The sequence below is a fragment of the Prauserella shujinwangii genome (assembly GCF_003001955.1).
GTDB lineage: Bacteria > Actinomycetota > Actinomycetes > Mycobacteriales > Pseudonocardiaceae > Qaidamihabitans > Qaidamihabitans shujinwangii.
The window spans coordinates 216,669-242,890 of the sequence record NZ_PVNH01000001.1; the positions used below are offsets into that span (position 1 = coordinate 216,669).

26 protein-coding genes are annotated in these 26,222 nt (G+C 73.5%); 22 read left to right on the top strand and 4 right to left on the bottom strand.

What is annotated here, in order from left to right:
* Positions 1-5: 5 nt before the first annotated feature.
* Positions 6-665 carry a hypothetical protein gene (locus B0I33_RS00935; RefSeq protein WP_181193133.1) on the top strand — a complete coding sequence of 220 codons (660 nt, stop codon included), beginning with the start codon at positions 6-8 and terminating at the stop codon, positions 663-665.
* Positions 666-698: 33 nt separating this feature from the next.
* On the opposite strand, the gene B0I33_RS00940 is transcribed toward B0I33_RS00935, so the two are convergent.
* Positions 699-1,646 carry a ferritin-like domain-containing protein gene (locus B0I33_RS00940; protein ID WP_106176562.1) on the bottom strand — a complete coding sequence of 316 codons (948 nt, stop codon included), beginning with the start codon at positions 1,644-1,646 and terminating at the stop codon, positions 699-701.
* A gap of 101 nt (positions 1,647-1,747) precedes the next feature.
* Here B0I33_RS00940 and rimP point away from each other — a divergent pair, with 101 nt between their 5' ends.
* The 6 genes from rimP (at position 1,748) to rbfA (ending at position 7,576) form a co-directional block, all read left to right on the top strand.
* Entirely contained in the window at positions 1,748-2,287 is a 540-nt protein-coding gene (gene rimP, locus B0I33_RS00945) for a ribosome maturation factor RimP (protein ID WP_106176563.1), read from the top strand.
* On the top strand, positions 2,284-3,330 hold the full coding sequence (gene nusA, locus B0I33_RS00950; RefSeq protein WP_106176564.1) for a transcription termination factor NusA: 1,047 nt from the start codon (positions 2,284-2,286) through the stop codon (positions 3,328-3,330). Before rimP ends, nusA begins: the two co-directional genes overlap by 4 nt.
* 140 nt (positions 3,331-3,470) lie before the next feature.
* Positions 3,471-3,740 (top strand): YlxR family protein, encoded by a 270-nt coding sequence (locus tag B0I33_RS00955; protein ID WP_245900413.1) that lies wholly within the window; start codon positions 3,471-3,473, stop codon positions 3,738-3,740.
* 63 nt (positions 3,741-3,803) lie between these two features.
* Positions 3,804-6,692 carry a translation initiation factor IF-2 gene (gene infB / locus B0I33_RS00960; protein ID WP_106176565.1) on the top strand — a complete coding sequence of 963 codons (2,889 nt, stop codon included), beginning with the start codon at positions 3,804-3,806 and terminating at the stop codon, positions 6,690-6,692.
* Between the two features lie 74 nt (positions 6,693-6,766).
* Positions 6,767-7,063: a DUF503 domain-containing protein gene (locus B0I33_RS00965; protein ID WP_106176979.1), complete on the top strand. Its 297-nt coding sequence runs from the start codon at positions 6,767-6,769 to the stop codon at positions 7,061-7,063.
* Positions 7,064-7,096: 33 nt separating this feature from the next.
* A complete protein-coding gene (rbfA, locus tag B0I33_RS00970) occupies positions 7,097-7,576 on the top strand; it encodes a 30S ribosome-binding factor RbfA (RefSeq protein WP_106176566.1) in 480 nt (159 codons plus the stop codon).
* Positions 7,577-7,757: 181 nt separating this feature from the next.
* Here the strand turns inward: rbfA and B0I33_RS00975 are convergent, their stop codons facing one another.
* Complete coding sequence (locus B0I33_RS00975; protein WP_106176567.1) at positions 7,758-8,804, bottom strand: TRM11 family SAM-dependent methyltransferase; 1,047 nt, start codon at positions 8,802-8,804, stop codon at positions 7,758-7,760.
* A gap of 45 nt (positions 8,805-8,849) precedes the next feature.
* Between B0I33_RS00975 and B0I33_RS00980 the strand changes: the two genes are divergently transcribed.
* From B0I33_RS00980 to B0I33_RS01045, 14 genes are all read left to right on the top strand, one after another.
* Positions 8,850-10,160 carry an MATE family efflux transporter gene (locus B0I33_RS00980; RefSeq protein ID WP_106176568.1) on the top strand — a complete coding sequence of 437 codons (1,311 nt, stop codon included), beginning with the start codon at positions 8,850-8,852 and terminating at the stop codon, positions 10,158-10,160.
* 131 nt (positions 10,161-10,291) lie between these two features.
* Entirely contained in the window at positions 10,292-11,623 is a 1,332-nt protein-coding gene (locus tag B0I33_RS00985) for an MFS transporter (RefSeq protein WP_106176569.1), read from the top strand.
* 24 nt (positions 11,624-11,647) lie between these two features.
* Positions 11,648-12,559, top strand: a complete 912-nt coding sequence (truB, locus tag B0I33_RS00990; protein ID WP_106176570.1) for a tRNA pseudouridine(55) synthase TruB — start codon at positions 11,648-11,650, stop codon at positions 12,557-12,559.
* A 96-nt stretch (positions 12,560-12,655) separates the two neighbouring features.
* Positions 12,656-13,624 (top strand): bifunctional riboflavin kinase/FAD synthetase, encoded by a 969-nt coding sequence (locus B0I33_RS00995; protein WP_106176571.1) that lies wholly within the window; start codon positions 12,656-12,658, stop codon positions 13,622-13,624.
* A 301-nt stretch (positions 13,625-13,925) separates the two neighbouring features.
* The gene (locus B0I33_RS01000) at positions 13,926-14,408 is read left to right on the top strand and encodes a helix-turn-helix domain-containing protein (protein ID WP_106176572.1); all 483 of its coding nucleotides are present in this window, start codon (positions 13,926-13,928) and stop codon (positions 14,406-14,408) included.
* On the top strand, positions 14,405-14,953 hold the full coding sequence (locus tag B0I33_RS01005) for a 2'-5' RNA ligase family protein (protein WP_106176573.1): 549 nt from the start codon (positions 14,405-14,407) through the stop codon (positions 14,951-14,953). The genes B0I33_RS01000 and B0I33_RS01005 overlap by 4 nt, the downstream gene beginning before the upstream one ends.
* 155 nt (positions 14,954-15,108) lie before the next feature.
* Positions 15,109-15,378, top strand: coding sequence for a 30S ribosomal protein S15 (rpsO, locus tag B0I33_RS01010; RefSeq protein WP_106176574.1), 270 nt, complete (start codon positions 15,109-15,111; stop codon positions 15,376-15,378).
* 227 nt (positions 15,379-15,605) lie between these two features.
* Positions 15,606-17,855 carry a polyribonucleotide nucleotidyltransferase gene (locus B0I33_RS01015; RefSeq protein ID WP_106176575.1) on the top strand — a complete coding sequence of 750 codons (2,250 nt, stop codon included), beginning with the start codon at positions 15,606-15,608 and terminating at the stop codon, positions 17,853-17,855.
* An 86-nt stretch (positions 17,856-17,941) separates the two neighbouring features.
* Positions 17,942-19,297 (top strand): M16 family metallopeptidase, encoded by a 1,356-nt coding sequence (locus B0I33_RS01020; protein WP_106176576.1) that lies wholly within the window; start codon positions 17,942-17,944, stop codon positions 19,295-19,297.
* Positions 19,294-20,055, top strand: a complete 762-nt coding sequence (gene dapB / locus B0I33_RS01025; RefSeq protein WP_106176577.1) for a 4-hydroxy-tetrahydrodipicolinate reductase — start codon at positions 19,294-19,296, stop codon at positions 20,053-20,055. The genes B0I33_RS01020 and dapB overlap by 4 nt, the downstream gene beginning before the upstream one ends.
* On the top strand, positions 20,052-20,504 hold the full coding sequence (locus B0I33_RS01030) for a hypothetical protein (protein ID WP_106176578.1): 453 nt from the start codon (positions 20,052-20,054) through the stop codon (positions 20,502-20,504). Before dapB ends, B0I33_RS01030 begins: the two co-directional genes overlap by 4 nt.
* 145 nt (positions 20,505-20,649) lie before the next feature.
* Positions 20,650-21,294, top strand: a complete 645-nt coding sequence (locus B0I33_RS01035) for a VOC family protein (RefSeq protein ID WP_106176980.1) — start codon at positions 20,650-20,652, stop codon at positions 21,292-21,294.
* A gap of 156 nt (positions 21,295-21,450) precedes the next feature.
* Positions 21,451-23,004, top strand: a complete 1,554-nt coding sequence (locus tag B0I33_RS01040; protein ID WP_106176579.1) for an MFS transporter — start codon at positions 21,451-21,453, stop codon at positions 23,002-23,004.
* A gap of 4 nt (positions 23,005-23,008) precedes the next feature.
* Complete coding sequence (locus B0I33_RS01045; protein ID WP_106176580.1) at positions 23,009-23,578, top strand: TetR/AcrR family transcriptional regulator; 570 nt, start codon at positions 23,009-23,011, stop codon at positions 23,576-23,578.
* Positions 23,579-23,617: 39 nt separating this feature from the next.
* On the opposite strand, the gene B0I33_RS01050 is transcribed toward B0I33_RS01045, so the two are convergent.
* The gene (locus B0I33_RS01050) at positions 23,618-24,139 is read right to left on the bottom strand and encodes a YqaA family protein (protein WP_106176581.1); all 522 of its coding nucleotides are present in this window, start codon (positions 24,137-24,139) and stop codon (positions 23,618-23,620) included.
* Between the two features lie 175 nt (positions 24,140-24,314).
* Positions 24,315-24,875: a GNAT family N-acetyltransferase gene (locus tag B0I33_RS01055; RefSeq protein WP_106176582.1), complete on the bottom strand. Its 561-nt coding sequence runs from the start codon at positions 24,873-24,875 to the stop codon at positions 24,315-24,317.
* An 81-nt stretch (positions 24,876-24,956) separates the two neighbouring features.
* Here B0I33_RS01055 and B0I33_RS01060 point away from each other — a divergent pair, with 81 nt between their 5' ends.
* Positions 24,957-26,168 carry a winged helix-turn-helix domain-containing protein gene (locus tag B0I33_RS01060; protein ID WP_106176583.1) on the top strand — a complete coding sequence of 404 codons (1,212 nt, stop codon included), beginning with the start codon at positions 24,957-24,959 and terminating at the stop codon, positions 26,166-26,168.
* Positions 26,169-26,222: the final 54 nt, after the last annotated feature.

Consider the following 26,222-nt stretch of genomic DNA (forward strand, 5'->3'; position numbering starts at 1 on the left):
GGTCCGTGGCTGGACAGCAGTACATCCCCGGAGCGAGTGACACGGCGCCGTTGCCCAGGGTGGGGGCCGCGCCGCCGCCCGCCCCGCCGCGGCGCCCGCACCCGGCGCTCCAGGCCGGGGTGCTGGTCCTGGTGGCGGTGGTGTCGGGACTGATCTGGTGGCTGATCCGGCACGACTCCGGGGTGGCCGGGCAGCCCGCCGCGGCGCCCCGGGAGGACCCGCTGACCAGCGGCGAGTTCCACTACGTCACCGCGTCCGGCCCGGAGACCTCGACCGACTGCGCGGGCAACGCCTACGGCGACGTCGCGGGCTGGTTCGCCGAGCACCCCTGCGAGCGGGTCGTGCGGGCGCTGTACAGCACGGAGAGCGCGGGAGCGCGCGCGCTCGTGTCGGTGGTCGTGGTGACAATGCCCTCGGCCGCCGAGGCGCAGCGGCTGAAGGTGATCACCGACACGGAGGGCACCGGCAACGTCAACGACCTCGTCCGCGACGGCACGGCCAACCTGCCCGGTGCGCCGCAGGTGGCCGGTGGCGAGTACGAGTCGCGGTCGGCGGGCCGCGAGCTGACCATCGTCGAGTGCGCCTTCTTCGACGGCCACTCCGACGACGCGCTGCTCGCCCGCATCGCCGAGGACGCGCTGAAGCTCTCCGCCGCCCTGCGCTGAGCCTCCGGAGCCCGCGCCGAAGGGACCCGGAGGTCAGGGGGTGCCGGGCAGGGGGACGGCCGCGGGTTCCGCGCCCGACTCCATCCGCCACCGGGTGCCACGCGTGGCCGAGCCGATCAGCGACTGCACGGCGAGCGTGCGCAGACCGCCGTCGTCGGTGCGCTCCAGCACCCCGCGCCAGGCCTCGGCGGCGTCGGCCTCGGCGGTCACGACGAGCGACTCCGCGGAGGCGGCGTCGGTCACCGGCTCCGGCGGCGGGTAGGCGGGCTCGGGCGGCCGGGGCGTCGCCCCGGCGGCGGCCAGCACCCGCTCGCACGCGTCCCGGCGGTCCCGATGCGCCGCGGCGCCGTCCTCGAGGCCGGTCCGGTACGTGGCCGGCAGGAACGCGCTCACCAGGCCGTACACCCACACGGCGGCGTGCTCGGCGGCCAGTGCCTCCTGCAGCGCCGTCACGGCCTGTTCGGTGAGCTCGCCGGTGGTGACCCGGTCCACCTCGCCGGGCTGTTCCTGGCCGAGGACCTTCGCCAGCTGCTGCAGTCCCGCGCAGCCCGCGGCGACGGACCCGACCAGGCCCGCCCGGTAGGCCGGGACCTCGCCGACCAGGCCGACGGCCTGGCTCCGCGCCTCCCGCAGCCGCCGTCCGAGCGCGGCCAGGTCGGCGACCGTGGGCGGGGGCGCGCCGGTGGATTCCGCCTTCGGCCGGTTCAGCCGGTCGACCTCGGCGCGCAGCGCGTCGGCCTGCGCGGCGCGGGCGGTGGCCACCTGCCGGGCGAGCTCCGCGTCGGCGGATCCGGCCGCCGCCAGCCGGGTCGCGGCCCGCACGTCCGCCTCGGCCCGGGCGAGCAGCGGGGCCAGCGGGTCGGGTGCGTCCGCGTAGCCGGGGCCGCATGCCGCGACCGCGGGGGCGAGCGGCGCCGCCAGCGCGGTCAGCGCCGCCGCCCGGAGGAGTTGACGCCGGTTCAGCGGGGAACGGGATATCACGTGGAGTCATCCTGCCAGGCAGGCCCCGACGCCCGGCGGCGCCCGGGCTGGGCAAGATAAGCTGAACCACCATCGCGAACAGGACAACGGGGAGCATCACGGTGCCCAACGAACTCGCCAGCCGGCTGGAGCCACTGGTGGCCGACGCCGTCACGGGAGCGGGGTTCGACCTCGACTCGCTCGAGGTGCAGCAGGCAGGCAGGCGCAAGCTGGTCAAGGTCGTGGTCGACGGCGACGACGGGGTGGGCCTCGACGAGGTCGCCGACGTCAGCCGCGCGGTGTCCGCGGTGCTCGACGAGCACGAGCACCTCATCGCGGGTGCGTACACGCTCGAGGTCACCTCGCCCGGGGTGGACCGCCCCCTGACGCGGGCGCGGCACTGGCGGCGCGCGCGGTTCCGGCAGGTCCGCGTCACGCCCACCGAGGGCGCTGAGTTCGTCGGCCGCGTCGGCGAGGCGGGTGAGGACTCCGTTCGCCTCCTGGTCGGTGGGACGATCCGGGACGTCCGCTACCGCGACGTCGCGAAGGCCGTCATCGAGATCGAGTTCCGGCAGCCGCCTGCCGGGGAGCTCAAGCTGCTGGAAGCCGACGCGTCGGGCAAGATCGACGGCGAGGGACCATCGAAGGAGGAGTCGAGGTGAACGTCGACATCGCGGCGCTGCGCGCGATCGAACGGGACAAGGACATCCCCTTCGAGACGGTGCTGGAGGCGATCGAGAGCGCGCTGCTCACGGCCTACAAGCACACCGAGGGCCACCAGCCGCACGCCAAGATCGACATCGACCGCAAGACCGGCTACGTCCGGGTGCTCGCGCACACGCTCGACGAGCACGGGCAGGTCGCCGAGGAGTGGGACGACACGCCGGAGGGCTTCGGCCGGATCGCCGCCACCACGGCCCGGCAGGTCATTCTGCAGCGGCTGCGCGACGCGGAGCACGAGAAGACCTACGGCGAGTTCTCCGCCAAGGAGGGCGAGATCGTCGCCGGTGTCATCCAGCGCGACGCCCGCGCCAACGCGCGCGGCATGGTGATCGTCCAGGTGGGCGACACCGAGGGCGTGCTGCCCGCCGCCGAGCAGGTGCCGGGGGAGAGCTACGAGCACGGCTCCCGGCTCAAGGCCTACGTCGTCGGCGTGTCCCGCAGCGCGCGGGGCCCGCAGATCACGCTGTCGCGGACGCACCCGAACCTGGTGCGCAAGCTGTTCGCGCTGGAGGTGCCGGAGATCGCCGACGGCACCGTGGAGATCGCCGCGGTCGCGCGCGAGGCCGGGCACCGGTCGAAGATCGCCGTCCGGTCCACGGTCCCCGGCGTGAACGCCAAGGGCGCGTGCATCGGGCCCATGGGCGCGCGGGTGCGCAACGTCATGAGCGAGCTGGCGGGTGAGAAGATCGACATCATCGACCACTCGGAGGACCCGGCCCGGTTCGTCGGGAATGCCCTCTCGCCCGCCAAGGTTGTGTCGGTGAAGGTGGTCGACGAGCGCACCAAGACGGCGCGCGTCGTCGTGCCGGACTTCCAGCTGTCCCTCGCCATCGGCAAGGAAGGGCAGAACGCCCGGCTGGCGGCCCGGCTGACGGGGTGGCGGATCGACATCCGCAGTGACGCCGCTCCGGAGAGCGGGCCGCAGAAGCAGGTGGCTCCCGACGACTCACCGCACGCGGCGGCGGCCGGTTCGGCTGAGTGACAGGCGAGGGGCTAAACTGGGGCACGGTGCAGCGCCCGCGGTCGGATTCCGCACGCCGGAGCTCCGGAGCCACTCCGGTCCGGACCTGTGTGGGGTGTCGTCGGCGGGCGTTGATCGGAGAGCTGCTGCGCGTGGTCGCGGTGGACGGGCACCTGGTCGTCGACGAGCGTCGGCGGCTGCCGGGGCGAGGGGCATGGTTGCACCCCGACCCGGGGTGCCTGACCAAGGCCGAACGGCGGCGGGCGTTTCCCAGGGCGTTACGGGTTTCTGGGACGCTCGGCACCGACGGCGTGCGCCGGTACGTGGAGCGGCTCGCCGAGGGCAGCACGGACACGGGGAGTTCCCGGGTCCAGTCGGAAGAAGGAAGCAGGTCGACCCGTCATGAGTCAGCCGTGAAGCTGAAGCCATGAACGCGCGACGTTAGGACGAGGTCAGCGGGTCCCGCCGCCTGACCTCATCAGTTGAGGAGAGCAGTGGCAGGCAAGGCCCGCGTACACGAGCTCGCGAAGGAGCTCGGAGTAACCAGCAAGGAAGTTCTCGCCAAGCTGAAAGAGCAGGGCGAGTTCGTGAAGTCCGCGTCCTCCACCGTCGAGGCCCCCGTGGCCCGGCGGCTGCGGGACGCGTTCACCGGCGGCAAGGACGGCGGCAAGCAGTCGAAGTCCGGCGACCGGAAGCCGGCCGCCCCGCAGGGCGGCAAGGCGTCGTCCGCGGCATCGGGCACCTCCCCGGCGCCCGCGAAGCCGGCCGGTGAGTCGGCCCCGAAGCCGGGCCCGCAGCAGGCCCCGAAACCCGGCCCCAAGCCGGGTCCGAAGCCCGCCCCCGCGAAGCCGGCGGAGGAGCAGGCTCCGGCCGCGAAGTCGGCCCCGCCGAAGCAGGAGAAGCAGGACCAGTCCGGTTCGGGGGCCGTGGTGCCGCCGAAGCCGCAGGGTCCCAAGCCCGGCCCCAAGCCGGGTCCGCGCACCCCCCGCGTCGGCAACAACCCGTACGGCGTCGGCGCCGGTTCCCCGCCGCCGCGCCCCGCGCAGCCGCGTCCCGGTGGCGGGCAGCCCGGCGGCGAGCGCGGCCAGCGCCCCGGCGGTGAGCGCCCGGCGGCGGGCCCGCGTCCCGGTGGCGCCCCCAGTGGCAACCGGCCCACCCCCGGCAACATGCCGCCCCGGCCCAACCCGGGGATGATGCCGGCCCGGCCGGCGCGTCCCGGCGGCGGCCCGGGTGGTCCCGGTGGCCGTGGCGGTCCCGGCGGCCGTGGTGGCCCCGGCGGTCGCGGCGGCCCGGGTGGCCGTGGTGGCCCCGGCGGCGGTGGCGGCGGCGGTTTCCGCGGCGGCCCCGGTGGCGGTGGCGGCGGCGGTGGTGGCTTCCGCGGTGGCGGTGGCCCCAGCGGCGGTGCTCCCGCGGGTGGTGGCTTCCGTGGTGGCCGCGGCGGTCCCGGCGGCCGTGGTGGCGCGGCCGGTGCGTTCGGCCGTCCCGGTGGCCCCTCGCGCAAGGGCCGCAAGTCGAAGCGGCAGAAGCGCCAGGAGTACATGGAGAACATGCAGGCGCCGAGCGTCGGCGGCGTCCGCCTGCCCAAGGGCAACGGTGAGACGATCCGGCTGCCGCGGGGTGCCTCGCTGACCGACTTCGCCGAGAAGATCGACGCCAACCCGGCCTCGCTGGTGCAGGTGCTGTTCCACCTCGGTGAGATGGTCACCGCCACGCAGTCCGTCTCCGAGGAAGTGCTGGAGCTGCTCGGCACGGAGATGAACTACAACGTGCAGGTGGTCAGCCCCGAGGAGGAGGACCGCGAGCTGCTCGAGTCCTTCGACATCACCTTCGGCGAGGACGAGGGCGGCGAGGAGGACCTGCAGGTCCGGCCCCCGGTCGTGACCGTCATGGGTCACGTCGACCACGGTAAGACCCGCCTGCTGGACACCATCCGGAAGACGCGGGTGCACGAGGGCGAGGCCGGCGGCATCACCCAGCACATCGGCGCCTACCAGGTGGAGACGGAGCTCGAGGGCGAGGAACGGCTCATCACCTTCATCGACACCCCGGGCCACGAGGCGTTCACCGCCATGCGTGCCCGTGGTGCGCAGGCCACCGACATCGCGGTGATCATGGTCGCCGCCGATGACGGGGTCATGCCGCAGACGGTGGAGGCGATCAACCACGCCCAGGCGGCGAAGGCGCCGATCGTGGTCGCGGTGAACAAGATCGACAAGGAGGGTGCGAACCCGCAGAAGATCCGCCAGCAGCTCACCGAGTACGGGCTGGTGGCCGAGGAGTACGGCGGCGACACGATGTTCGTCGACATCTCCGCGCGGGAGAACATCAACATCGACCAGCTGCTCGAGGCGATCCTGCTCACCGCGGACGCGGCGCTGGACCTGCGGGCCAACCCGGACATGGAGGCCCAGGGCGTCGCGATCGAGGCGCACCTCGACCGCGGCCGCGGCCCGGTCGCGACCGTGCTCGTGCAGCGCGGCACGTTGCGGGTCGGTGACTCGGTGGTCGCGGGCGACGCGTACGGCCGGGTGCGGCGGATGGTCGACGAGTACAACCGGGACGTCAGCGAGGCGCTGCCGTCGCGGCCGGTGCAGGTCATCGGCTTCACGTCGGTGCCGCGCGCCGGTGACACGTTCCTCGTCGTGGAGGAGGACCGGGTGGCCCGGCAGATCGCCGAGCGCCGCCAGGCCCGCATCCGCAACGCGGAGAACGCGGCGCGGCGCAAGCGCGTCAGCCTGGAGGACCTGGACTCCGCGCTGAAGGAGACCAACACCCTCAACCTGATCGTCAAGGGCGACAACTCGGGTACCGTCGAGGCGCTCGAGGCGGCGCTGCTGCAGATCGACGTCGGCGACGAGGTCGAGCTCACCATCGTGCACCGCGGTGTCGGTGGCGTGACCGAGAGCGACATCGACCTGGCGACGGCGTCCGACGCGATCGTGCTGGGCTTCAACGTGCGGGCCCAGGGCAAGGCGACCGAGCGGGCCACCCGCGAGGGCGTCGACGTCCGGTACTACACGGTGATCTACCAGGCGATCGAGGAGATCGAGCAGGCGCTCAAGGGCATGCTCAAGCCGATCTACGAGGAGGTCGAGCTCGGCAAGGCGGAGGTGCGTGAGGTCTTCAAGTCCTCCAAGTTCGGCACCATCGCGGGCTGCCTGGTCACCTCGGGCCAGATCCGGCGCAACGCCAAGGCCCGCCTGATGCGGGACGGCGTCGTCGTCGCGCAGAACCTGCCGATCAGCTCGCTGCGGCGGTTCAAGGACGACGTGGTCGAGGTCCGCGACGGTTTCGAGTGCGGTCTCACGCTCGGCAAGTACAGCGACCTCAAGGTCGGTGACGTGATCGAGACGTACGAGGAGCGCGAGAAGCCACGGACGTGACGGACGGCCCGGCCGGGCGGGATCCCCGCCCGGCCGGGTTCGCCTCCGCTCGCCTCCACGACTCCGGGAAGACCATGTTCGTCGGTGCCCTCGAACTCGACCTGCTGCTCGGCGACGTCCGGTCGCTGAAGCAGAAGCGGTCCGTGGTGCGCCCCGTGATCGCGGAGATCCGCAAGCGGTTCGAGGTCGCCGTCGCCGAGGCAGGCCATCTGGAGCTGCACCGGCGCGCGCTGCTCGGCGTCGCCGTGGTCGCCGCCGACGGCGGGCACGTCCGTGCGGTGCTCGACGCGTGCGAGCGGCTGGTCGCCGACCGCCCGGAGATCGAGCTGCTCTCCGCGCATCGCAGGCTGCTCGGTCCCGAGGACGAGTAGCCCGTTCGCCTGTCCGTAGAGAAAGGGATACCTGTGGCCGATCACGCTCGCGCACGCAGGCTGGCCAAGCGGATCGCGCAGATCGTCGCGTCCGCGCTGGAGCACGAGGTCAAGGACCCCCGGCTCGGCAATGTCACGATCACCGACGCGCGGATCACCGGTGACCTGCGTGACGCCACCGTCTACTACACCGTGCTCGGGGAGAACCTGGACGCGGCTCCCGACTTCGCGGGCGCCGCGGCGGCACTGGAGTCCGCGCGCGGCGTGCTGCGGACCAAGGTCGGGCAGGGCACCGGCGTGCGTTACACGCCGACGCTGACGTTCGTGGCCGACCAGGTGCCCGCCGACGCGCGGCACATCGACGAGCTGCTCGCGAAGGCGCGCGAGGCGGACGCCGAGGTGGCGCGGCGCGCGACGTCCGCGAAACCCGCCGGTGAGCCCGACCCCTACCGGGCACCCCGGCAGGCCGGGGAGGACGAGGACGGCGAGGAGCCGGACGACGTCGAGTCGTGAGTGGCGGCCGTGGTTCCCGCCACGCCGCCGCCCACCCTGGCGGTGGTGACGGTCCGGGACGTGCCCGACGACGTCAGGGACGCCGCTGGCGCGCGACGCAGTCGCTACCGGCGTTCCTGTTACAGGTGCCGCGGCGGCAGGCGGAATCCGCACGGCCGGTGGCTGAGCCCGACCACGATGGTCACTCGCGTGGCCTGGCTGCGACCAGGACATCACGGACGATCGCCTGGTCGACGCGGTGCGCCAGCCCGTCGTACGGCCCGCCCTCGCGTACGGCAAGGCCCGCGCGTGTCAGGATCTCCACCAGCTCGGCGCGTTTGACCACATTCGTGTTCCAGGACAGCCCCAGCGCGCCGCCGGGGCGCAGCACGCGGGTCCACACGGGAACGGCCGCCGCCAGCAGGTCCCTGGGGTTGCGGGCCGGGCCCGCCTCCCGCGCGTGGTGGCTGCCGTGCTGCACGCCGTACGGCGCGTCGGTGACGATCACGTCCACCGACCGCGGCCGCAGCAGCTCGTCCGCGGTGAGCGTGTCGCAGTTGAGGTAGGTGAGCGTGCGCGTCTCGCCCGCCTTGTACTCCTCCTTGGTCGGCGCGTACTCCACCTCCAGCCGCCGCCCGAGCCGGACCTTGTGGCGCCGCAGCTGCCCGGCCTCCGCCGTGTGCTTGATCCGCTTGGTGCGCAGCCACGTCTTGATGAACTGCTCGTAGGCCTCGAAGTCCCGGCCGTCGGTCTCGATTCCGGTGGCGTCGAAGCCGTACATCATCGCCTGGTTGAGCGTGGTTCCCCGGCCGCACAGCGGGTCGAGCAGCCGCAGCCGCCCGCCGCGCAGCGCACCGGGCCGGTCGGAGGCCAGCACGGTCAGGTTCAGCAGCAGCTTGGTGAACAGCTCGTTGGTCTTGCCCGGGTATTTCTGGATGGTCAGCAGGTCCGAGTCGAAGCGGTCGAGCGGGCGCAGCGGCAGCGGCCGGAACAGCGCACCGGTCACCTCGAACAGCACGTACAGCGACGACAGGTTGGACAGGTACGCCACGGCGTCCTCGCCGAGTGGCTCGGCCGTCGTGAACGTGACGTAGTCGGCGCCGGCGATCTCGCGGACCTCCGGTTCGCCTACCCCGCCCGGCACCACGGCCGCGCCGAACGCGGCGAGCTCCCCGCACAGCAGGCGGCTGGACGTTCCGGTGTAGACCCGGTTGGCCGAAGGCAGGATGAGGATCGCGTACTCGGGCATCGTGGCCGAGCGTAGCCTGTCGGCCCCCGCGGCTAGTCTCGCCTCGTGACGAGCACCGTCGAACGCGTCCCCGCCCGCAGGGTGTTCGGCCTCGCCGTGCCCGCGCTCGGTGTGCTGGCCGCGGAACCGCTGTACGTGCTGGTCGACACCGCCGTCGTGGGTCACCTCGGCGCGCTCCCGCTGGCGGGACTCGCGCTCGGCGGCACGCTGCTGGCGCTGGTGTCCACGCAGCTGACGTTCCTGTCCTACGGCACCACCGCCCGCACCGCGCGGCTGCACGGCGCGGGCCGCCGCGCCGAGGCCGTCGGCGAGGGTGTGCAGGCCACCTGGCTCGCCCTGGCGGTGGGTGTGGTCGTGCTCGGGGTGGGGCAGCTGGTGGCCGAGCCGGTGGCGCGCGCGATGTCGGGTGACGAGCGGATCACCGCCGAGGCGGTGACGTGGCTGCGGATCGCGCTGTTCGGCGCCCCGCTGATCCTCGTCACGCTGGCCGGCAACGGCTGGATGCGCGGGGTGCAGGACACCGTCCGGCCGCTGCGCTACGTTCTCGCGGGCAACGGGATCTCCGCGGTGCTGTGCCCCGTCCTCGTTTACCCGGTCGGGTGGGGGCTGGCGGGCTCCGCCATCGCCAACGTCGTCGCGCAGGTGATCGTCTCCGTGCTGTTCCTGCGCGCGCTGGTGGTGGAGCGGGCGGATCTGCGGCCCCGGCCCGCCGTGATGCGCGCGCAGCTGGGCCTCGGCCGCGACCTGGTGCTGCGCAGCCTCGCGTTCCAGGCCTGCTTCGTCTCCGCCGCCGCGGTGGCGGCGCGCACGTCCCCGGCCGCGGTGGGCGCCCACCAGATCGTGCTGCAGCTGTGGACGTTCCTGGCCCTGGTGCTCGACTCGGTCGCGATCGCCGCGCAGTCGCTCGTCGGCGCCGCGCTGGGCGCGGAGTCGCGGCGGCGGGCGCTGGGCGTCGCCGCCCAGATCACCCGCTACGGGCTGGTGCTGGGCTGCGTCCTGTGCGCCGTGTTCGCCGCGGTGTCGCAGGTGCTGCCGCTGGCGTTCACCACCGACCCGGCGGTGCTGGCGCAGATCCCGCACGCGTGGTGGTTCTTCGTGGCGCTGCAGCCGGTGGCGGGTGTCGTGTTCGCCCTCGACGGGGTGCTGCTCGGCGCGGGCGACGCCGCGTTCCTGCGCACCGCCACGATCGGCAGCGCCGTGCTGGGTTTCCTGCCGCTGGTCTGGGCCTCGCTGGGCTTCGGCTGGGGACTGGCCGGCATCTGGACCGGGTTGTCGCTGTTCATGCTGCTGCGGCTGGCGTTCGTGGTGACGCGCTGGCGGTCCGGGCGCTGGGCGGTCACCGGTGCCCTGCGCTGACCGGCGCGCTGTGGTCAATCGCACTGCGGTAACGGGTATGTTTCGGTGATGCGTAGCCGATACAACTAACGGGACGGCAGTGCGGGCGTCCCCGAAACCCGGACACCCGTCGCAACGCCTGGAGGATCCTCGTGCCGCCCCCCGTGACCGCGCGCGCCACCACGCGGTCGTGGCTGATCTGGCTGACCGCCGCCTTCGTCTACGTCCTCGCCGTCTTCCACCGCACGTCGTTCGGTGTCGCCGGGATCGAGGCCGCCGAGCGGTTCGGGGTGGGCGCCGCCGCCCTGGGCACCTTCACCGTGCTCCAGATCGGGGTCTACGCGGCGATGCAGGTGCCCACCGGGGTGCTGGTCGACCGGTTCGGCCCGCGCGCGGTGCTCAGCGCGGCCCTGCTGTTCCTCGGCCTGGGCCAGGTGCTGCTCGCGGTGGCGCACTCGTACGCGCTCGGGCTGGTCGCCCGCGGCGTGCTCGGCCTCGGCGACGCGCTCACGTTCGTCTCGGTGCTCCGGCTCGCCGCCAACCACTTCCCCGGCCGCCAGTACACCCTCGTCACCGGCCTGACCGGCGCGCTCGGCTTCACCGGCAACCTCGCCGCGACGGTCCCGCTGGCCCTGCTGCTGGCCGGGCCCGGCTGGGTGCCCACGTTCCTCGCCGCCGGGCTGGTGACCGTGCTGTTCGTCGCCGTGGTGCAGTGGCGCGTGCGGGACACGCCGACCGCCCGCCGGGTGCCGCCGCAGCGCGTGCCCGCGCGCGAGGTCGGCAGGCAGGTGCTCGCCGCCTGGCGGGTGCCGGGCACGCGGCTGGGGTTCTGGACCCACTTCACCACCCCGTTCGGGCAGAACGTCATGGTGCTGCTGTGGGGCGTGCCGTTCCTGGTCGACGGCCAGGGGTACTCCACCACCGCGGCCAGCGGCCTGCTGGTGGTGTTCGTCGTCGGTGCCATGGTGGGCGGGCCTGCCGTGGGCGGGCTGACCGGCCGCAAGCCGGAGCTGCGGATGCCGCTCGTGCTCGGCTACCTCGCCTCGCTTGGTGCCGTGTGGACGGTCCTGCTGAGCTGGCCGGGCCGCATCCCGGTGGCCGTGCTGGTGCCCGCGTTCGTGGTGCTGTCCCTCGGCGGGCCCGCCTCGATGATCGGGTTCGCGCTGGCCCGCGACTACAACCCGCTGCGGCGCGTGGGCACCGCCACCGGTGTGGTCAACGTCGGCGGGTTCGTCGCCACCACGGTGACGGCGCTGCTGATCGGCGTGCTGCTGCAGTTCTCCGGGGGGAACTACCGGATCGCGCTGCTGTCGGTGGTGGCCGTGCTGCTGCTCGGCGCGTGGCGGATCGGTGTCTGGTACCTGCGCGCGCGGGCGGCGGTCTTCGCCGCGCAGGCGCGGGGCGAGGACGTGCCGGTGCAGTTGCGGCGCAGGCCGTGGGACGGCCCCGTGCGGCGCGACGATCGGGTGGCCGCCGCGGCCTGACCGGCCGGTCGTTACAGTGCCGCGGTGTCCCGCCAGCAGCAGCGCAGGCCCGCACCCCCGCCCGGCCTGCTGATCGTCGACAAGCCGAGCGGCATGACCTCGCACGACGTGGTGGCACGGGCCCGCCGTATCATGGGCACGCGCAAGGTGGGGCACGCCGGCACGCTCGACCCGATGGCCACCGGTGTCCTCGTGCTGGGCATCGAACGGGCCACCAAGCTGCTCGGCCACCTCGCGCTGGACCGCAAGACCTACCTGGCCACGATCGCGCTGGGCGCCGCCACCACCACCGACGACGTGGAGGGCGAGCCGCTGGCCGAGGCGGGCCAGGACGAGCTGGACGCGGTCGCCGACGCCGCGATCGAGGCGGGCATCGCCGGGCTCACCGGGGAGATCCAGCAGGTGCCGAGTGCGGTGAGCGCGGTGAAGGTCGACGGCAAACGCGCCTACGCCCGGGTCCGCGCGGGCGAGGAGGTCGACCTGCCTGCCCGGCCGGTGCACGTGTACCGCTTCGACCTGCTCGCCACGCGCCGGGAGCCCGGCCGCATCGAGCTGGACGCGATGATCGACTGCTCGTCGGGGACCTACGTGCGGGCACTGGCCAGGGACCTGGGCCGCGCACTCGGGGTGGGCGGCCACCTGCGGGCGCTGCGCCGCACCACCGTCGGGCCGTTCACGCTGGCCACCGCGCGCACCCTCGACGCGCTGGCGGAGCGGCCGGAGCTGTCGCTGAGCCTCGACGGCGCGGTGGCCGCCGCGTTCCCCCGGCGGGACGTCGACGCCCCCACCGCGCGGGCCGTGCGGCACGGGCAGCGGATCCCGGCGGCGGGCATCGCCGGCACGTACGGCGTGTTCGACCCGGACGGCCGCGTGCTCGCACTGGCCGCGGACGACCGGGAGGTCGCCCGGCCGGTGGTGGTCCTGGCGCCCGCGTAGCCCGCCGCGCGCGGCAGGCGCGGTGACGGCGCTGGTTCACCCCGCGAGAGGTGACCGGGCGTCGGCCGGTGGCGGTGCCCGGCCTAGGGTGGTTCCGTGCAGCGTTGGCGGGGTTTGGCGGACCTTCCCGGAGGCTGGGGACGGTGCGTCGTGACGATCGGGGTCTTCGACGGGGTGCACCGCGGGCACCAGGCGCTCATCCGGCGGACCGTGGAGACCGCGCGGCAGCGCGGCGTGCCGAGCGTCGTGCTGACGTTCGACCCGCACCCGTCCGAGGTGATCCGGCCCGGCAGCCACCCGGCACAGCTGACGACGTTGCGGCGCAAGGCCGACCTCATCGAGGAGCTGGGCGTCGACGTGTTCGCCGTGCTGCCGTTCACCGCCGAGCTCTCGCGGCTCTCGCCGGAGGACTTCGTGCACGAGGTGCTGGTGGACAAGCTGCACGCCGCCGTGGTCATCGTGGGGGAGAACTTCACCTTCGGGCACAAGGCCGCGGGCGACGTGGAGCTGTTGCGCACCCTCGGCAGGCGGTTCGGGTTCGTCGCGCATGGCGCCAGCCTGCAGGGCCGGTCCCTGCCGGACGAGCAGGACGGCGGCGAGATCACGTTCTCCTCGACCTACGTGCGGTCCTGCATCGACGCGGGCGACGTCGCGGCAGCCGCGGACGCGCTGGGCAGGCCGCACCGGCTGGAGGGCATCGTGGTGCGCGGCGAGGGCCGCGGCCACGACCTCGGCTACCCGACGGCCAACCTGTCGACGCCCCGGTTCGCCGCCGTGCCCGCCGACGGTGTGTACAGCTGCTGGTTCGTGCGGGCCCTCCCGGGCAAGCCCGAGGAGCGCCTGCCCGCCGCCGTGTCGGTCGGCTCCAACCCCACCTTCTCGGGGCGGGAGCGCACCGTGGAGGCGTTCGTGCTCGACGTCGACGAGGACTTCTACGGCCAGCACGTGGCGCTCGACTTCGTCGCCAGGCTGCGCGGCCAGGTGAGGTTCGCCACGCCGGAGGAGCTGGTCGCCCAGATCGACGACGACGTCGCGCGGACGCGGTCGGTACTCGGGCTCCCCTGACCCGGCCGCCCCGCGACAGCTGGCGCGGGCAGCGGCCGACGCCTCCCCAATGTGGCATTGGTGGCGTTGAACGCACCGAAAGCCGCATTGGGTGCGGCTGTTGTACTGAGTGCCGCATTGGGTGCGGCTGTCGCACCGAATGCCACATTGGGTGCGGCAGCCGGGCGGGTTGCCCACCCGGGCGGGTGCAAATGCGAACGGCTGCCCGGAACCGGCCCGGCCGGCGGGGCCGACCTGGCAAGATGCTTCGCACAGGCCGGCGGAGGTCTGAACAAGGCCGTCTAGGGGAGCAGGGCACACCGTGGAGGACCACAAGATCGTCCAGCGCAACATCGCGCTCCAGCGGGAGTGGTACGGGGAGCCGCTCGGGGACCGCGTGCGCAGGCTGGTCGTGGCCTTCGACGTCTCGCAGGCCTACCTGGCGGAGGTCCTCGGCATCAGCGCGCCCATGCTCAGCCAGGTGATGAGCGGCAGGCGGGCCAAGATCGGCAACCCGGTGGTGCTCGCCCGGATGATCATGCTGGAGCGCAAGGTCCTCACCCCCGAGGTGGCGGCGGGCAACAAGGAGGCGATCCGGGCGGCGCTGGAGGACGTGCGCGACGCGCGGCCCACCGTCGGCAGGGACAACTTCCCGGTCGGCGCGGGCCCGGACGACCAGCACGTACTCTCGGCGCTGCGGGAGATCGCCGAGGACGAGAACCTGGTGGAAGCCGCCGAGCGGCTGGACCCCGACTTCCCCGCGATCGCCGACGTGCTGCGGCGCGCGGGCAAGGGCGGCTGGTGACGGCACGCGCCCGGCTGTTCAGCGCGCTGCTGCCCTCGCCCACGGCCACGGAGTCGCTGCGCCGGTGGCTCGGCGCCCGCTCCCGCGCCGACGACCGGCTGCGCTGGATCCCCGCCCGGCAGTGGCACGTCACGCTCGGCTTCTACGGGTCCGACCTGCCGGACGAGCGGGTCGCGTGGCTGCGGGAACGGCTGCGCGGCGCCGTCGCGCCGACACTGTGGCTGGCGGGCGGCGGCAGCTTCCCCGGCGTGCTGTGGACCGGCGTCCACGGCCACGGGTTGCCGGAGCTGGCCGGGGCGGTCCGGCCGAGGGGAGAGGAGCGCCCGTTCCGCGCTCATCTCACGCTGGCCCGGGGTCACGCGCCCGCCGCGCTGGCCGCGTGGGCGCGGGCGCTCGCGGACTACCGCGGCCCACGCTGGACGCCGGGCGAGGTCGTCCTGCTGCGCAGTGACCCCGCCGACCCCGCCGACCCCGCCGACCCGGCAGGCACCGGCCCCCGGTACACCCCCGTCGAGCGGTTTCCCCTCTCCGGGACCGCGAGCTGAAACCGTGGCTGCTACCCTCGACTGTTGAGTCCGGCTGCAGTCCGTGGCGGCCGAGACCTTCCTTCCCGGCGCGGGAGCGTCCGGGAACGCACGGTACGCACAGGAGGCGTTCCGGTGCACGGCATCGGCCCTCCTCGACAACTAGGAGAACACGAGTGGCGCTGTCCACCGACGAGAAGAAGTCGATCCTGTCCGAGTACGGCTTGCACGAGTCGGACACCGGGTCGCCCGAGGCGCAGGTGGCTCTGCTCACCAAGCGGATCATCGGCCTCACCGAGCACCTGAAGGTGCACAAGCACGACCACCACTCCCGTCGCGGTCTGTTGCTGCTGGTCGGCCGTCGTCGCCGGCTGCTCAACTACGTGATGAAGCTGGACATCGAACGCTACCGTTCGCTGATCCAGCGACTCGGCCTCCGCCGATAGCGAGCTCCGAGGGGGAGTGACCCGCCGGGTCACTCCCCCTCGGCACAAGAACAACGAGAACGACAGGGCGAGCGCACCGCGCGAGAGGACAAGTCCGCCGGTCCTCGGTAGTGGCTCCCGGGAACGTCCCCGGGCGCTTCGATCGAAGACCGGCCTCGTTCCTCGAGCGTGCCCCCAGGGGATGGGGGTCGTGCGGCGCCCGCAGCAGAACGAGGAGAACCACTTTCATGACGGAAGCAAGCGGTATCAGCGTGCACGAAACCGAGGCCGTGATCGACAACGGCCGGTTCGGCACCCGTACGGTCCGCTTCGAGACGGGCAGGCTGGCCAGGCAGGCCGCCGGTTCGGTCGTCGCCTACCTGGACGACGAGACCATGCTGCTGTCGGCCACCACGGCCTCCAAGCAGCCGAAGGAGCACTTCGACTTCTTCCCGCTCACCGTGGACGTCGAGGAGCGGATGTACGCCGCCGGGCGGATCCCCGGCGCGTTCTTCCGCCGGGAGGGCCGTCCCTCCACCGACGCCATCCTGACCTGCCGGCTCATCGACCGCCCGCTGCGCCCGTCGTTCGCCGACGGCCTGCGCAACGAGATCCAGGTGGTCATCACGGTGCAGAGCCTGCACCCCGAGGACCCGTACGACGTGCTGGCGATCAACGCCGCGTCGGCGTCCACCCAGATCGGGGGGCTGCCGTTCTCCGGCCCGATCGGCGGCGTGCGCGTCGCGCTGGTCGAGGACCAGTGGGTGGCCTTCCCGACGTGGAGCCAGCTGGAGCGGGCCACGTTCAACATGGTGGTGGCCGGCCGCATCGTCGGCGACCGCCCGGAGGACGTCGCGATCATGATGGTCGAGGCCGAGGGCACCGAGAACACCCTCGACCTGATCGAGAACGGCGCGACCGCGCCCACCGAGAAGACGGTGGCCGAGGGCCTGGACGCGGCCAAGCCGTTCATCCGGGTGCTGTGCGAGGCGCAGCAGCGGCTCGCCGACGCGGCCGCCAAGCCGACCGGTGACTTCCCGCTGTTCCCGCCCTACGAGCAGGACGCCTACGACGCCGTCGCGGCGATCGCGACCGAGGACCTGACCCGGGCGCTGGCGATCGCGGGCAAGCAGGACCGGGACAACGCCACCGACGAGGTCAAGGCCGAGGTGCTGGCCAAGGTCGGCATCGGCGAGGGCGAGGCCTTCGAAGGCAGGGAGAAGGAGATCGGCGCCGCGTTCCGCGCGCTGACCAAGCAGCTCATCCGCCAGCGGATCCTGCGGGACAAGGTCCGGATCGACGGCCGGGGGCTGACCGACATCCGCCAGCTCGCCGCCGAGGTCTCGGTGCTGCCGAGGGCACACGGCTCGGCGCTGTTCGAGCGGGGCGAGACCCAGATCCTGGGTGTGACCACGCTGAACATGCTGCGGATGGAGCAGCAGCTGGACACGCTGTCGCCGGAGCAGACCAAGCGCTACCTGCACCACTACAACTTCCCGCCGTTCTCCACCGGCGAGACCGGCCGCGTCGGCACGCCGAAGCGGCGGGAGATCGGGCACGGCATGCTCGCCGAGCGCGCGCTGGTGCCGGTGCTGCCGAAGCGCGACGAGTTCCCGTACGCCATCCGGCAGGTGTCGGAGGCGCTGGGCTCCAACGGCTCGACGTCGATGGGCTCGGTGTGCGCGTCCACGATGAGCCTGTTCAACGCGGGTGTGCCGCTCAAGGCGCCGGTCGCGGGCATCGCGATGGGCCTGGTGTCCGACCAGGTGGAGGGCGAGACGCGCTACGTCGCGCTGACCGACATCCTCGGCGCCGAGGACGCCTTCGGTGACATGGACTTCAAGGTCGCGGGCACGAAGGACTTCATCACCGCCCTGCAGCTGGACACCAAGCTGGACGGCATTCCCTCGGACGTGCTGGCCGGTGCGCTGAACCAGGCGCGGGACGCACGGCTGACCATCCTGGACGTGATGGCCGAGGCCATCACGGGCCCGGACGAGATGAGCCCGTACGCGCCGCGCGTCACCAGCGTGAAGATCCCGGTCGACAAGATCGGCGAGGTCATCGGCCCGAAGGGCAAGATGATCAACTCGATCACCGAGGAGACCGGCGCCGACATCTCCATCGAGGACGACGGCACGATCTACGTCGGCGCCGCCGACGGCCCGTCCGCCGAGGCCGCGATCGACAAGATCAACGCCATCGCCAACCCGCAGCTGCCCAAGGTCGGCGAGCGCTTCCTGGGCACGGTCGTGAAGACGGCCGCGTTCGGCGCGTTCGTCTCCCTGCTGCCGGGCAAGGACGGCCTGGTGCACATCTCGAAGCTGGGCAACGGCAAGCGCATCGGCAAGGTCGAGGACGTGGTGAACGTCGGCGACAAGCTCCGCGTGGAGATCGCCGACATCGACAGCCGCGGCAAGATCAGCCTCGTCGTCGTCAAGGACGAGGAGGAGAAGGCCGAGGAGGAGAAGGCCGAGGAGAACACCCCCGCCCAGTAAGCAGGCAGGCAACCGTCACGAGTGGCCCGTTACTGACACTTTTCGTCGGTAACGGGCCACTCATGACACGGGGGTGACAAGGATCCATGGTGCGACAGATTCCCGGGCACGAGCAGCCCGTGGGCAGTACCCGCACGCTCGAGTCCGCGCCGGACGGCGCGGTGGTCAAGCGCACCGTGCTGCCCGGGGGGTTGCGCGTGCTCACCGAGCGGGTGCCGGGCGTGCGTTCGGCCACGGTGGGCCTGTGGGTGGGCGTCGGCTCCCGGGACGAGCAGCCGAGCGTGGCCGGCGCGGCACACTACCTCGAGCACCTGCTGTTCAAGGGCACGGCGAACCGCGACGCCACCCGGATCGCGGAGGAGATCGACGCGGTCGGCGGCGAGTTCAACGCCTTCACCGCCAAGGAGCACACCTGCTACTACGCGCAGGTGCTCGACCGGGACCTGCCGCTGGCGATGGATCTCGTCACCGACGTCGTGTTCGAGGCCCTCTGTGCCGACTCCGACGTGGAGACCGAGCGCAGCGTGGTGCTCGAGGAGATCGCCATGCGCGACGACGACCCCGAGGACCTGCTGCACGACCTGTTCGTCGAGGCCGTCCTCGGTGACCACCCGCTGGGCCGGTCCGTGCTCGGCAGCGAGGAGTCGGTGACCGGCCTGTCCGGCACCGCGCTGCGGGGGTTCTACAAGCGCCGTTACGCCCCACCGCGCATGGTGCTGGCCGTGGCGGGCAACGTGGAGCACGGCCAGGTCCTGCGCCTGGCGCGGAAGACGCTGCGCGACCGGCTGTCCGGAGCGGACACCCCGGTGCCGCCGCGGCGTGGCCGTGCCCGCCTGGGCGCCGGGCGCGGGCTCGTGCTCCGCACCGACGACACCGAGCAGACCCACCTCATGCTCGGCCTGCGGGCACTGAGCAGGCACGACGACCGGCGGTTCGCGCTGTGGGTGCTCAACGCCGCACTCGGCGGCGGGATGAGCTCCCGGCTGTTCCAGGAGGTGCGGGAGCGCCGCGGGCTGGCCTACCAGGTGTACTCGTCGATCGCGAGCTACGCCGACGCCGGTCACCTGTCCGTCTACGCGGGCTGCCAGGCGGACCGGCTCGGCGAGGTCGCCGCCGTGGTGCGCGACATCCTCGCCGGGGTGGCCCGCGACGGGCTCACCGACGCCGAGGTGGCGCGGGCGAAAGGCCAGCTGCGCGGTGGGCTGGTGCTCGGCATGGAGGACACCGCCTCGCGCATGTCGCGGCTCGGCAAGAACGAGCTCAACTACGGCACCTACCTGGGCGTCGGCGACACGGTCGAGCGCATCGACGCGGTGACCGCCGAGGAGGTCCGCGTGCTCGCGCGCACACTGCTCGGCGGCAGCGTCACGGCCGCCGTGGTCGGACCGTACGCTCACGACGAGGACCTGCCCGACGAGCTGCACGAGGTGATCGCATCATGACCGCATCCGCCGAGCCGATCCGCGTCGGAGTGCTGGGCGCACACGGCCGCATGGGCGGGCAGGCGGTCAAGGCGGTGCGGGAAGCCACCGACCTCGACCTGGTCGCCGCGGTGGACGTCGAGGACTCGCTGTCCGCGCTCACCGATGCCGGGGCCGACGTCGTCGTCGACTTCACCCACCCCGACGCGGTGATGGACAACCTGCGGTTCGCGATCGAGCACGGCATCCACGCCGTCGTCGGCACCACGGGGTTCACCGACGACCGGATCGCCACCGTCACCGGGTGGCTGGCGGACAAGCCCGAGCTCGGGGTGCTCATCGCCCCCAACTTCGCCCTCGGCGCCGTGCTGGCGATGCGGTTCGCCCAGCAGGCCGCGCGGTTCTACGCCGCCGCCGAGGTGATCGAGCTGCACCACAACCGCAAGGCCGACGCGCCCTCGGGCACCGCGGCCCACACGGCCAGGCTCATCGCGCGCGCCCGCGCCGACGCCGGGCTCGCCCCGGGGACCGACGCGACCACGGCGCAGCTCGCGGGTGCCCGCGGCGCCGACATCGAGGACGTGCCCGTGCACTCGGTGCGGCTGCCCGGGCTGGTCGCGCACGAGGAGATCCTGTTCGGCGCGGAGGGCGAGACGCTGACGATCCGGCACGACTCGCTGGACCGGGTCTCGTTCATGCCGGGGGTGCTGCTCGGCGTGCGCACCGTGCCGCACCGGCCGGGCCTCACGGTCGGTCTGGAACACGTGCTCGACCTGTGAGCGCCCGCAACGTCGCCGTCCTGCTCACCGCCGCCGTGGCGGTGTACCTGGTGCTGCTCGCCGGCCGGGCGGTCGCGCTGCTGCGCACGGGGGACGCCACGGCGGTGCTGCTCGGGATCGGCGTGCTCGTCCTGCCCCTGTTCGGGGTGTGGATGGTGGTCACGACGTGGCGGTCCGGTGTCCGGATCCAGCGGCTCGCCCGCAGGCTGGAGGCCGAGGGCGGGCTGCCGGACGTGTCGGGGCTGCCGCGCAGGCCCTCGGGCCGGGTCGACCGCGCCGCCGCCGACGCCTGGTTCGACGAGCGGCGCGCCGAGGTGGAACAGGACCCCGCCGACTGGCGGCGCTGGTACCGGCTGGCCTACGCCTACGACGTCGCGGGGGACCGGCGCCGGGCGCGCGAGACGATGCGCAGGGCGGTCGAGCTGGAGGCCGCTGAGCCGCGCCCGTGAGCCCGGGGGTGAGCCCTTCGCCGGGGAACGGGACACGCGCGCCGCGCGACCGCCCCGGGTGACGGTGGCCCGGCTGGCCGCCCGCACCGGCGCGGCGGGGCGTCGCCTGCACCGTGGCGGCGAAGCCGCGGTCTATCGTCGGGACATGGTGCGGCAGCCCGCTCGTCTCCGGGCCCATCAGGTCGATCTGGCGGACTGGCGGTGGATGCTGGGAGCCCTGCGGACCCGGTTCGAGACCCGCTCGTTCGGAGCGGGTGCCGCGTTCGTCGCGGCCGTCGCCCAGCTCGCCGAGGTGGCCGGTCACCATCCCGACGTCGATCTGCGGGCGGGGCACGTTCAGCTCGTGGTGCGCGATCACGATGCCGGAGGGGTCACCGAACGGGAGGTCCGGCTGGCCGAGCGGATCAGCGCGCTCGCGTCCGGCCAGGGGCTCGTCGCACGCCCCGAGCGGGTGCAGGTGCTGGAGCTGGCCCTGGACACGCCGGTGCCGGACACGGTGCGGCCGTTCTGGGCGGCCGTGCTGGGTGGTGCCGAGACGGCTGGCGATGTCGTCGACCCGGCGGGCGAGCTGCCGCCGGTGTGGTTCCAGACGACCGACTCCACGGCGCCCGATCGGCAGCGCTTCCACCTCGACGTCACGGTCCCGCCGGAAGCCGCGGACCGGCGGATCGCCGCGGCGATCGCCGCGGGTGGACGTGTCGTCGACGACAGCCGCGCCCCGGCCTTCGTCGTGCTGGCCGATCCGGACGGCAACCACGCCTGTCTCTGCACCGAGCTGGGCCGGGACTGACATCCGGCCTGTCCACCGGGGCATCACCCGGTGAGCCACGCCCGCGGGACGGTGCGCGGGTCCGGAGGTCCCCACTCAGCGAAGTCCGGCAGTCCCGGCTCCGGATTTGAACTATGGTACAACTAGTACGATCGTTCAATTCTATGGGGAGGCGCGATGAGGGCGAGGCAGGGGGCACCCGCCGGCCGGCGTGCGTGGGGTGGGCTCGCCTTGCTGGCGTTGCCGACGATGCTGCTGGGGCTCGACGTGACGGCGCTCTATCTGGTCGTGCCGAGCCTGGCCGCGGATCTGGGGCCGACCGCGACGGAGACGCTGTGGATCATGGACGCCTACGGCTTCTTCATCGCGGGGTTCCTGATCACGATGGGGACCCTGGGCGACCGGGTCGGACGGCGCAGGCTGCTGATGATCGGGATGACCGCGTTCGGCGCTGTCTCGGTGCTCGCCGCGTTCGCCCCGGACGCCCGGTGGCTGATCGTGGCGCGGGCGCTGCTCGGGGTGGCCGGGGCGACGCTGATGCCGTCGACGCTGTCGCTGATCAGCACCCTGTTCACCGACGTCCGGCAACGGGCGCTGGCGATCGGTGTGTGGGCCACGATGTTCGCTCTGGGAATGGCCGCGGGTCCGGTCGTGGGCGGTGTGCTGGTCTCCGCCTTCTGGTGGGGCGCGGTCTTCCTCGCCGCGGTGCCGGTCGCGGTGCTGGTGCTCGCCGGCGCGCCGGCGCTCCTTCCGGAGTTCCGCGCCCGTGCGGGCAGGCCCGACCTGCCGAGTGTGGCGCTGTCCCTGACGACGATGCTGCCGATCGTCTACGCGATCAAGCATGCGGCCGGCGACGGGTTCGACGCCGAGGCGGCGTTCGCCGTGCTCGCCGGGGCCGCCTCCGCGGTCGCCTTCGTCCGCCGCCAGCCGCGTCTCGGCGAGCCGCTGCTGGACATGACGCTTTTCCGCAGCCGGGCGTTCTCCGCGGCCCTGGCCGTCCTGTTGGTGGGCCTCGTCGGTTTCGGCGGGGTGATGTTCCTGGTCACCCAGTACCTGCAGCTCGTCACGGACCTCGCGCCGGCAACGGCCGGGCTGTGGATGGGGCCGCCCGCGCTGGCCATGCTCATCGGCGCCGTCGGCGCGCCCCTCGTGGCGCGGCGCCGGTCGCCGGGCGTCGTCATGGCGGTCACGCTGGCGCTGTCGGTGTGCGGATACGCACTGCTCGCCCTGGCCGGGACCGACAGCACGGGGAGCGTGGTCGCCGGGTTCGCGTTCGCCTACCTCGGACTCGGGGTCATCGCCGCACTCGGCACCGACGTCGTCGTGGGCGCGGCGCCGGCGGAGAAGTCCGGATCGGCGGCCGCGCTCTCGGAGACCGTACAGGAGCTGGGCATCGCGGCAGGGGTCGCGGTCCTGGGCAGCCTCGCCACGGCCGTCTACCGGAGGACGGTGCAGACTCCCTCCGGGCTGTCCCCCTCGGCGGCCACGAGCTACGGCGACAGCCTCTCCGGCGCGGTGTCGGTGGCCGGGCGGCTGCCGGCCGGGGCGCTCGACCACGCACGGGCGGCGTTCACCAGCGGACTCAACGTCGCCGCCGTCGCGGCGGGCGCCGCCATCGCGGCCGCGGCGTCGGCCTGCTTCCTGGCCCTGCGGCACCTCCCGCCCCTCGGCGAGACGGATCCGGAGGCGGAGCCGATATCCTCCGCACGCGGGAGCGACGACGACGGATGAGGCGATGACGGCCGACCAGGACAGAGCCGATGGGCGCACCCTGCGCGGTCAACGCCGCCGGGCCCAGATCATCGACGCGACGCTGAGGATCGTCTGCCGCGACGGCGCCACCGGGGTCACCCACCGGACCGTGGCCAAGGAGGCGGGGATCACCACCAGCCTGACCCTCTACTACTTCGCCACGCTGGACGACCTGCTGCTCGCCGCCCTGACCAGCGTCACGGACGGGTACACCGACCGCATCCGCCGGCTCATCGACACCGACGACGACCCCGTCGGCGGGCTCGCCCGGCTCATCGCCGAATCCGCGGGACCGGGACGGGAGCGAGCACTCGCCGAACGGGAGCTGTCCACCCTGGCGGCGCGCCGGCCCGCGCTCCGTCCGGTCGCGCGCCGCTGGCGCGACCACGTCGCGGAGCTGGCCCGGACGCGGACCGGCGACCCGGACGCGATCGAGACCTTCGTCGCCCTGTCCGACGGCCTGTGCACCGCGATCCTGCTCGACAACCGGGAGGCCGACCCGGACCACATCCGCGCGGTCCTCGACAAGGCGCTGCGCGGGGGCGCCCACTAGCCGGTTCGGGCCGGGCAGGGTCCGTCCCGGTACACGACGCTAGGGGTGGAACCAGCCCGCGAACACGGCGGGGGCCGCGGCGAGGACGCTGAACCGGAGGAACCGGCCGACCAGTCCCGCCGCCACGAACGTCGACATGCGCATCCGCACGAGCCCGGCCAGTACGGTGGTGGCCATGAACGGCGGCAGGCCCAGCACCGAGCTGACGCCGTAGGTGCTGGTCATCCAGTGCGGGTGCCGGTGGCAGCGTTCCCGCAGCGCCTCCACCCACCGGCGCAGCCGCTTGGTGCGCAGCCGCCAGGCGTCCCGGCGCGGTGAGGGGGGCCGCTCGCGGTGCAGCCGGTCGTGCAGGAACCGCGGCAGGTGGATCGAACCGCGGGCGGCCAGGTAGTAGAGCAGCTTTCCGGCGATCTGCCCGACGGCGACGACGGCCGCGACCGCGGGCCAGGGAAGGTCGGGGTCGCTCGTGACCAGGCCGAGGACGAAGACCTCGACGCTGATCAGCGGGACGACCGCGGACCCGAACGCGACGCCGAGCGTCACGCACAGCCAACCGAACACGCGGCCTCCCAGGCGAAGGTCGTTTCCACGCTAGCAGCCGAAGCTGAGCGCACGGTGAGAAAGAGCTCCCCAGAACCGGAACCGGGACCGTGGACGCGCCGTGAGCACCCGGTCACCCGATGCGGCAACCTAGCGCAGCCGCCCCGGCCTCCGGCGGGCACCCCGCCCGGGCCGGTCACTCGGTGAGGCGCAGCTCCAGCGTGCCGGTCAGGCGCAGCTCGCGGACGGTTTTCTCGCCGGTGTCGAGGGTGCGGACCGTGCCGTCGGGGTTCCAGCCCGCGCCGCGGTAGAAGCTCAGCGTCGCCGGGTCGGACTGCGGCACCCAGGTGATGCCGCGTTCGGCGCCGCGTTCGCGGAGCCCGGCGGCGGCCCCGGCGAGCAGCCTGCCGCCGTGGCCGCGCCTGCCCCACCGGGGCTCCACGAGGACGGTGGCGATCAGCCCGGTCCGCCCGGCGTCGGCGGGCAGGCTGCCGTCGGCGGCCGCGACGTCCTCGTCGGGGGCGGGACCGGCCACGCAGAAGCCGACGGTGAATCGCCCCTCGGTGGCCACGTACACCGCGGTCTCCGGGTGCTCCACCGCGCCCGACCAGCGCCGCTCCAGATCGGCGTGGTCGAGTTCCGCGACGGTGCGGGAGCCGAGGACGTCGGCGTAGGCGGCGCGCCAGGTCTCCAGCTGGATCCGGGCGATCTCGGTGACGTCGGCGGGTGTGGCGGGGCGGACGTCGGCGGTGCTCATCCCCGCAACATAGCGTCCCGGCTCGCCCGGTCCGCGCGTAACCGCCGAGTTTTCGTCGGTGGTTCGTGAGACGCTTCCGGCATGAGAACGGTCAGCCTCGGGGTCGCGCGGCGAACGGCGCTCGCCGCGCAGGGATTCGCCGATCCGCGGCCGGACGGCCCGCCGACGCGACGGCACCTGCGCCGGGTGCTGTCGCGGGTGCAGCTGATCCAGCTCGACTCGGTCAACGTGGCGGTGCGTGCCCACTACGCGCCGCTGTTCGCGCGGCTCGGCGCGTACGACCCCGCGCTGGTCGACGACGCCGCCTGGGCGCACAGCGCCCGCAAACCGAGGCTGCTGGTGGAGTACTGGGCCCACGAGGCGAGCCTCGTGCCGGTCGAGGACTGGCCGCTGCTGCACTCGGGCGCGAAACCGAGGGGGTGGTGGCGCGGGTACGAACGGATCGCCGACCGCGAGCCCGCACTGGTCGACGACGTGCTCGCGGTGGTCAAGGAGCTGGGCCCGATCGGGGCGGGCGCGATCGAGCGGGAGCTGACCGGGCCCGCGCGGCGCACCCCGGGCGCGTGGTGGGAGCGCTCGGAGGTGAAGAAGGTCTGCGAGTGGCTGTTCGGCATCGGGCAGCTGACCACCGGCACCCGGCGCGGGTTCGAGCGGTGCTACGACCTGCCGGAGCGGGTGCTGCCGCCGGAGGTGCTGGCGCGCCGCGTGGACGCGGCGGAGGGAGCCCGCGAGCTCGTGCGGCGGGCGGCGACGGCACTGGGCATCGCGACCGAACCGGACCTGCGGGACTACTACCGGCTCGCTCCCGCGGCCAGCCAGCGGGCGGTGGCCGAGCTGGTCGAGGAGGGCACCCTGGAGCCGGTCCGGGTGCGCACGTGGCGGCACCAGGCCTACCGGCATGTCACGGCGCGCACGCCGAGGGCGGTCGCCGGGCGCGCGCTGCTGTGCCCGTTCGACCCGCTGGTGTGGGAACGCGACCGCACCGAGCGGCTGTTCGGCTTCCGGTACCGCATCGAGATCTACGTGCCCGAGCACAAGCGCGTGCACGGCTACTACGTGTTCCCGTTCCTGCTGGACGGCGAGCTGGTCGCGCGGGCGGACCTCAAGGCCGACCGCGCGGCGGGCGTGCTGCGGGTGCCGGGCGCGTTCGCCGAGCCGGGCACCGACCACGCCCGCGTGGCCGCCGAGCTGGCGGCCGAGCTCACCACGATGGCGGAGTGGCTCGGACTCGGCGGGGTCGCGGTGGGGGAGCGGGGCGACCTGGCGCCCACGCTGCGCCGCTGTCTCCGGTAGCCGGGGGCGGCGGAGACAGCGCGGGCGCGACGAGGGCCCGGCACCGTGCGGTGC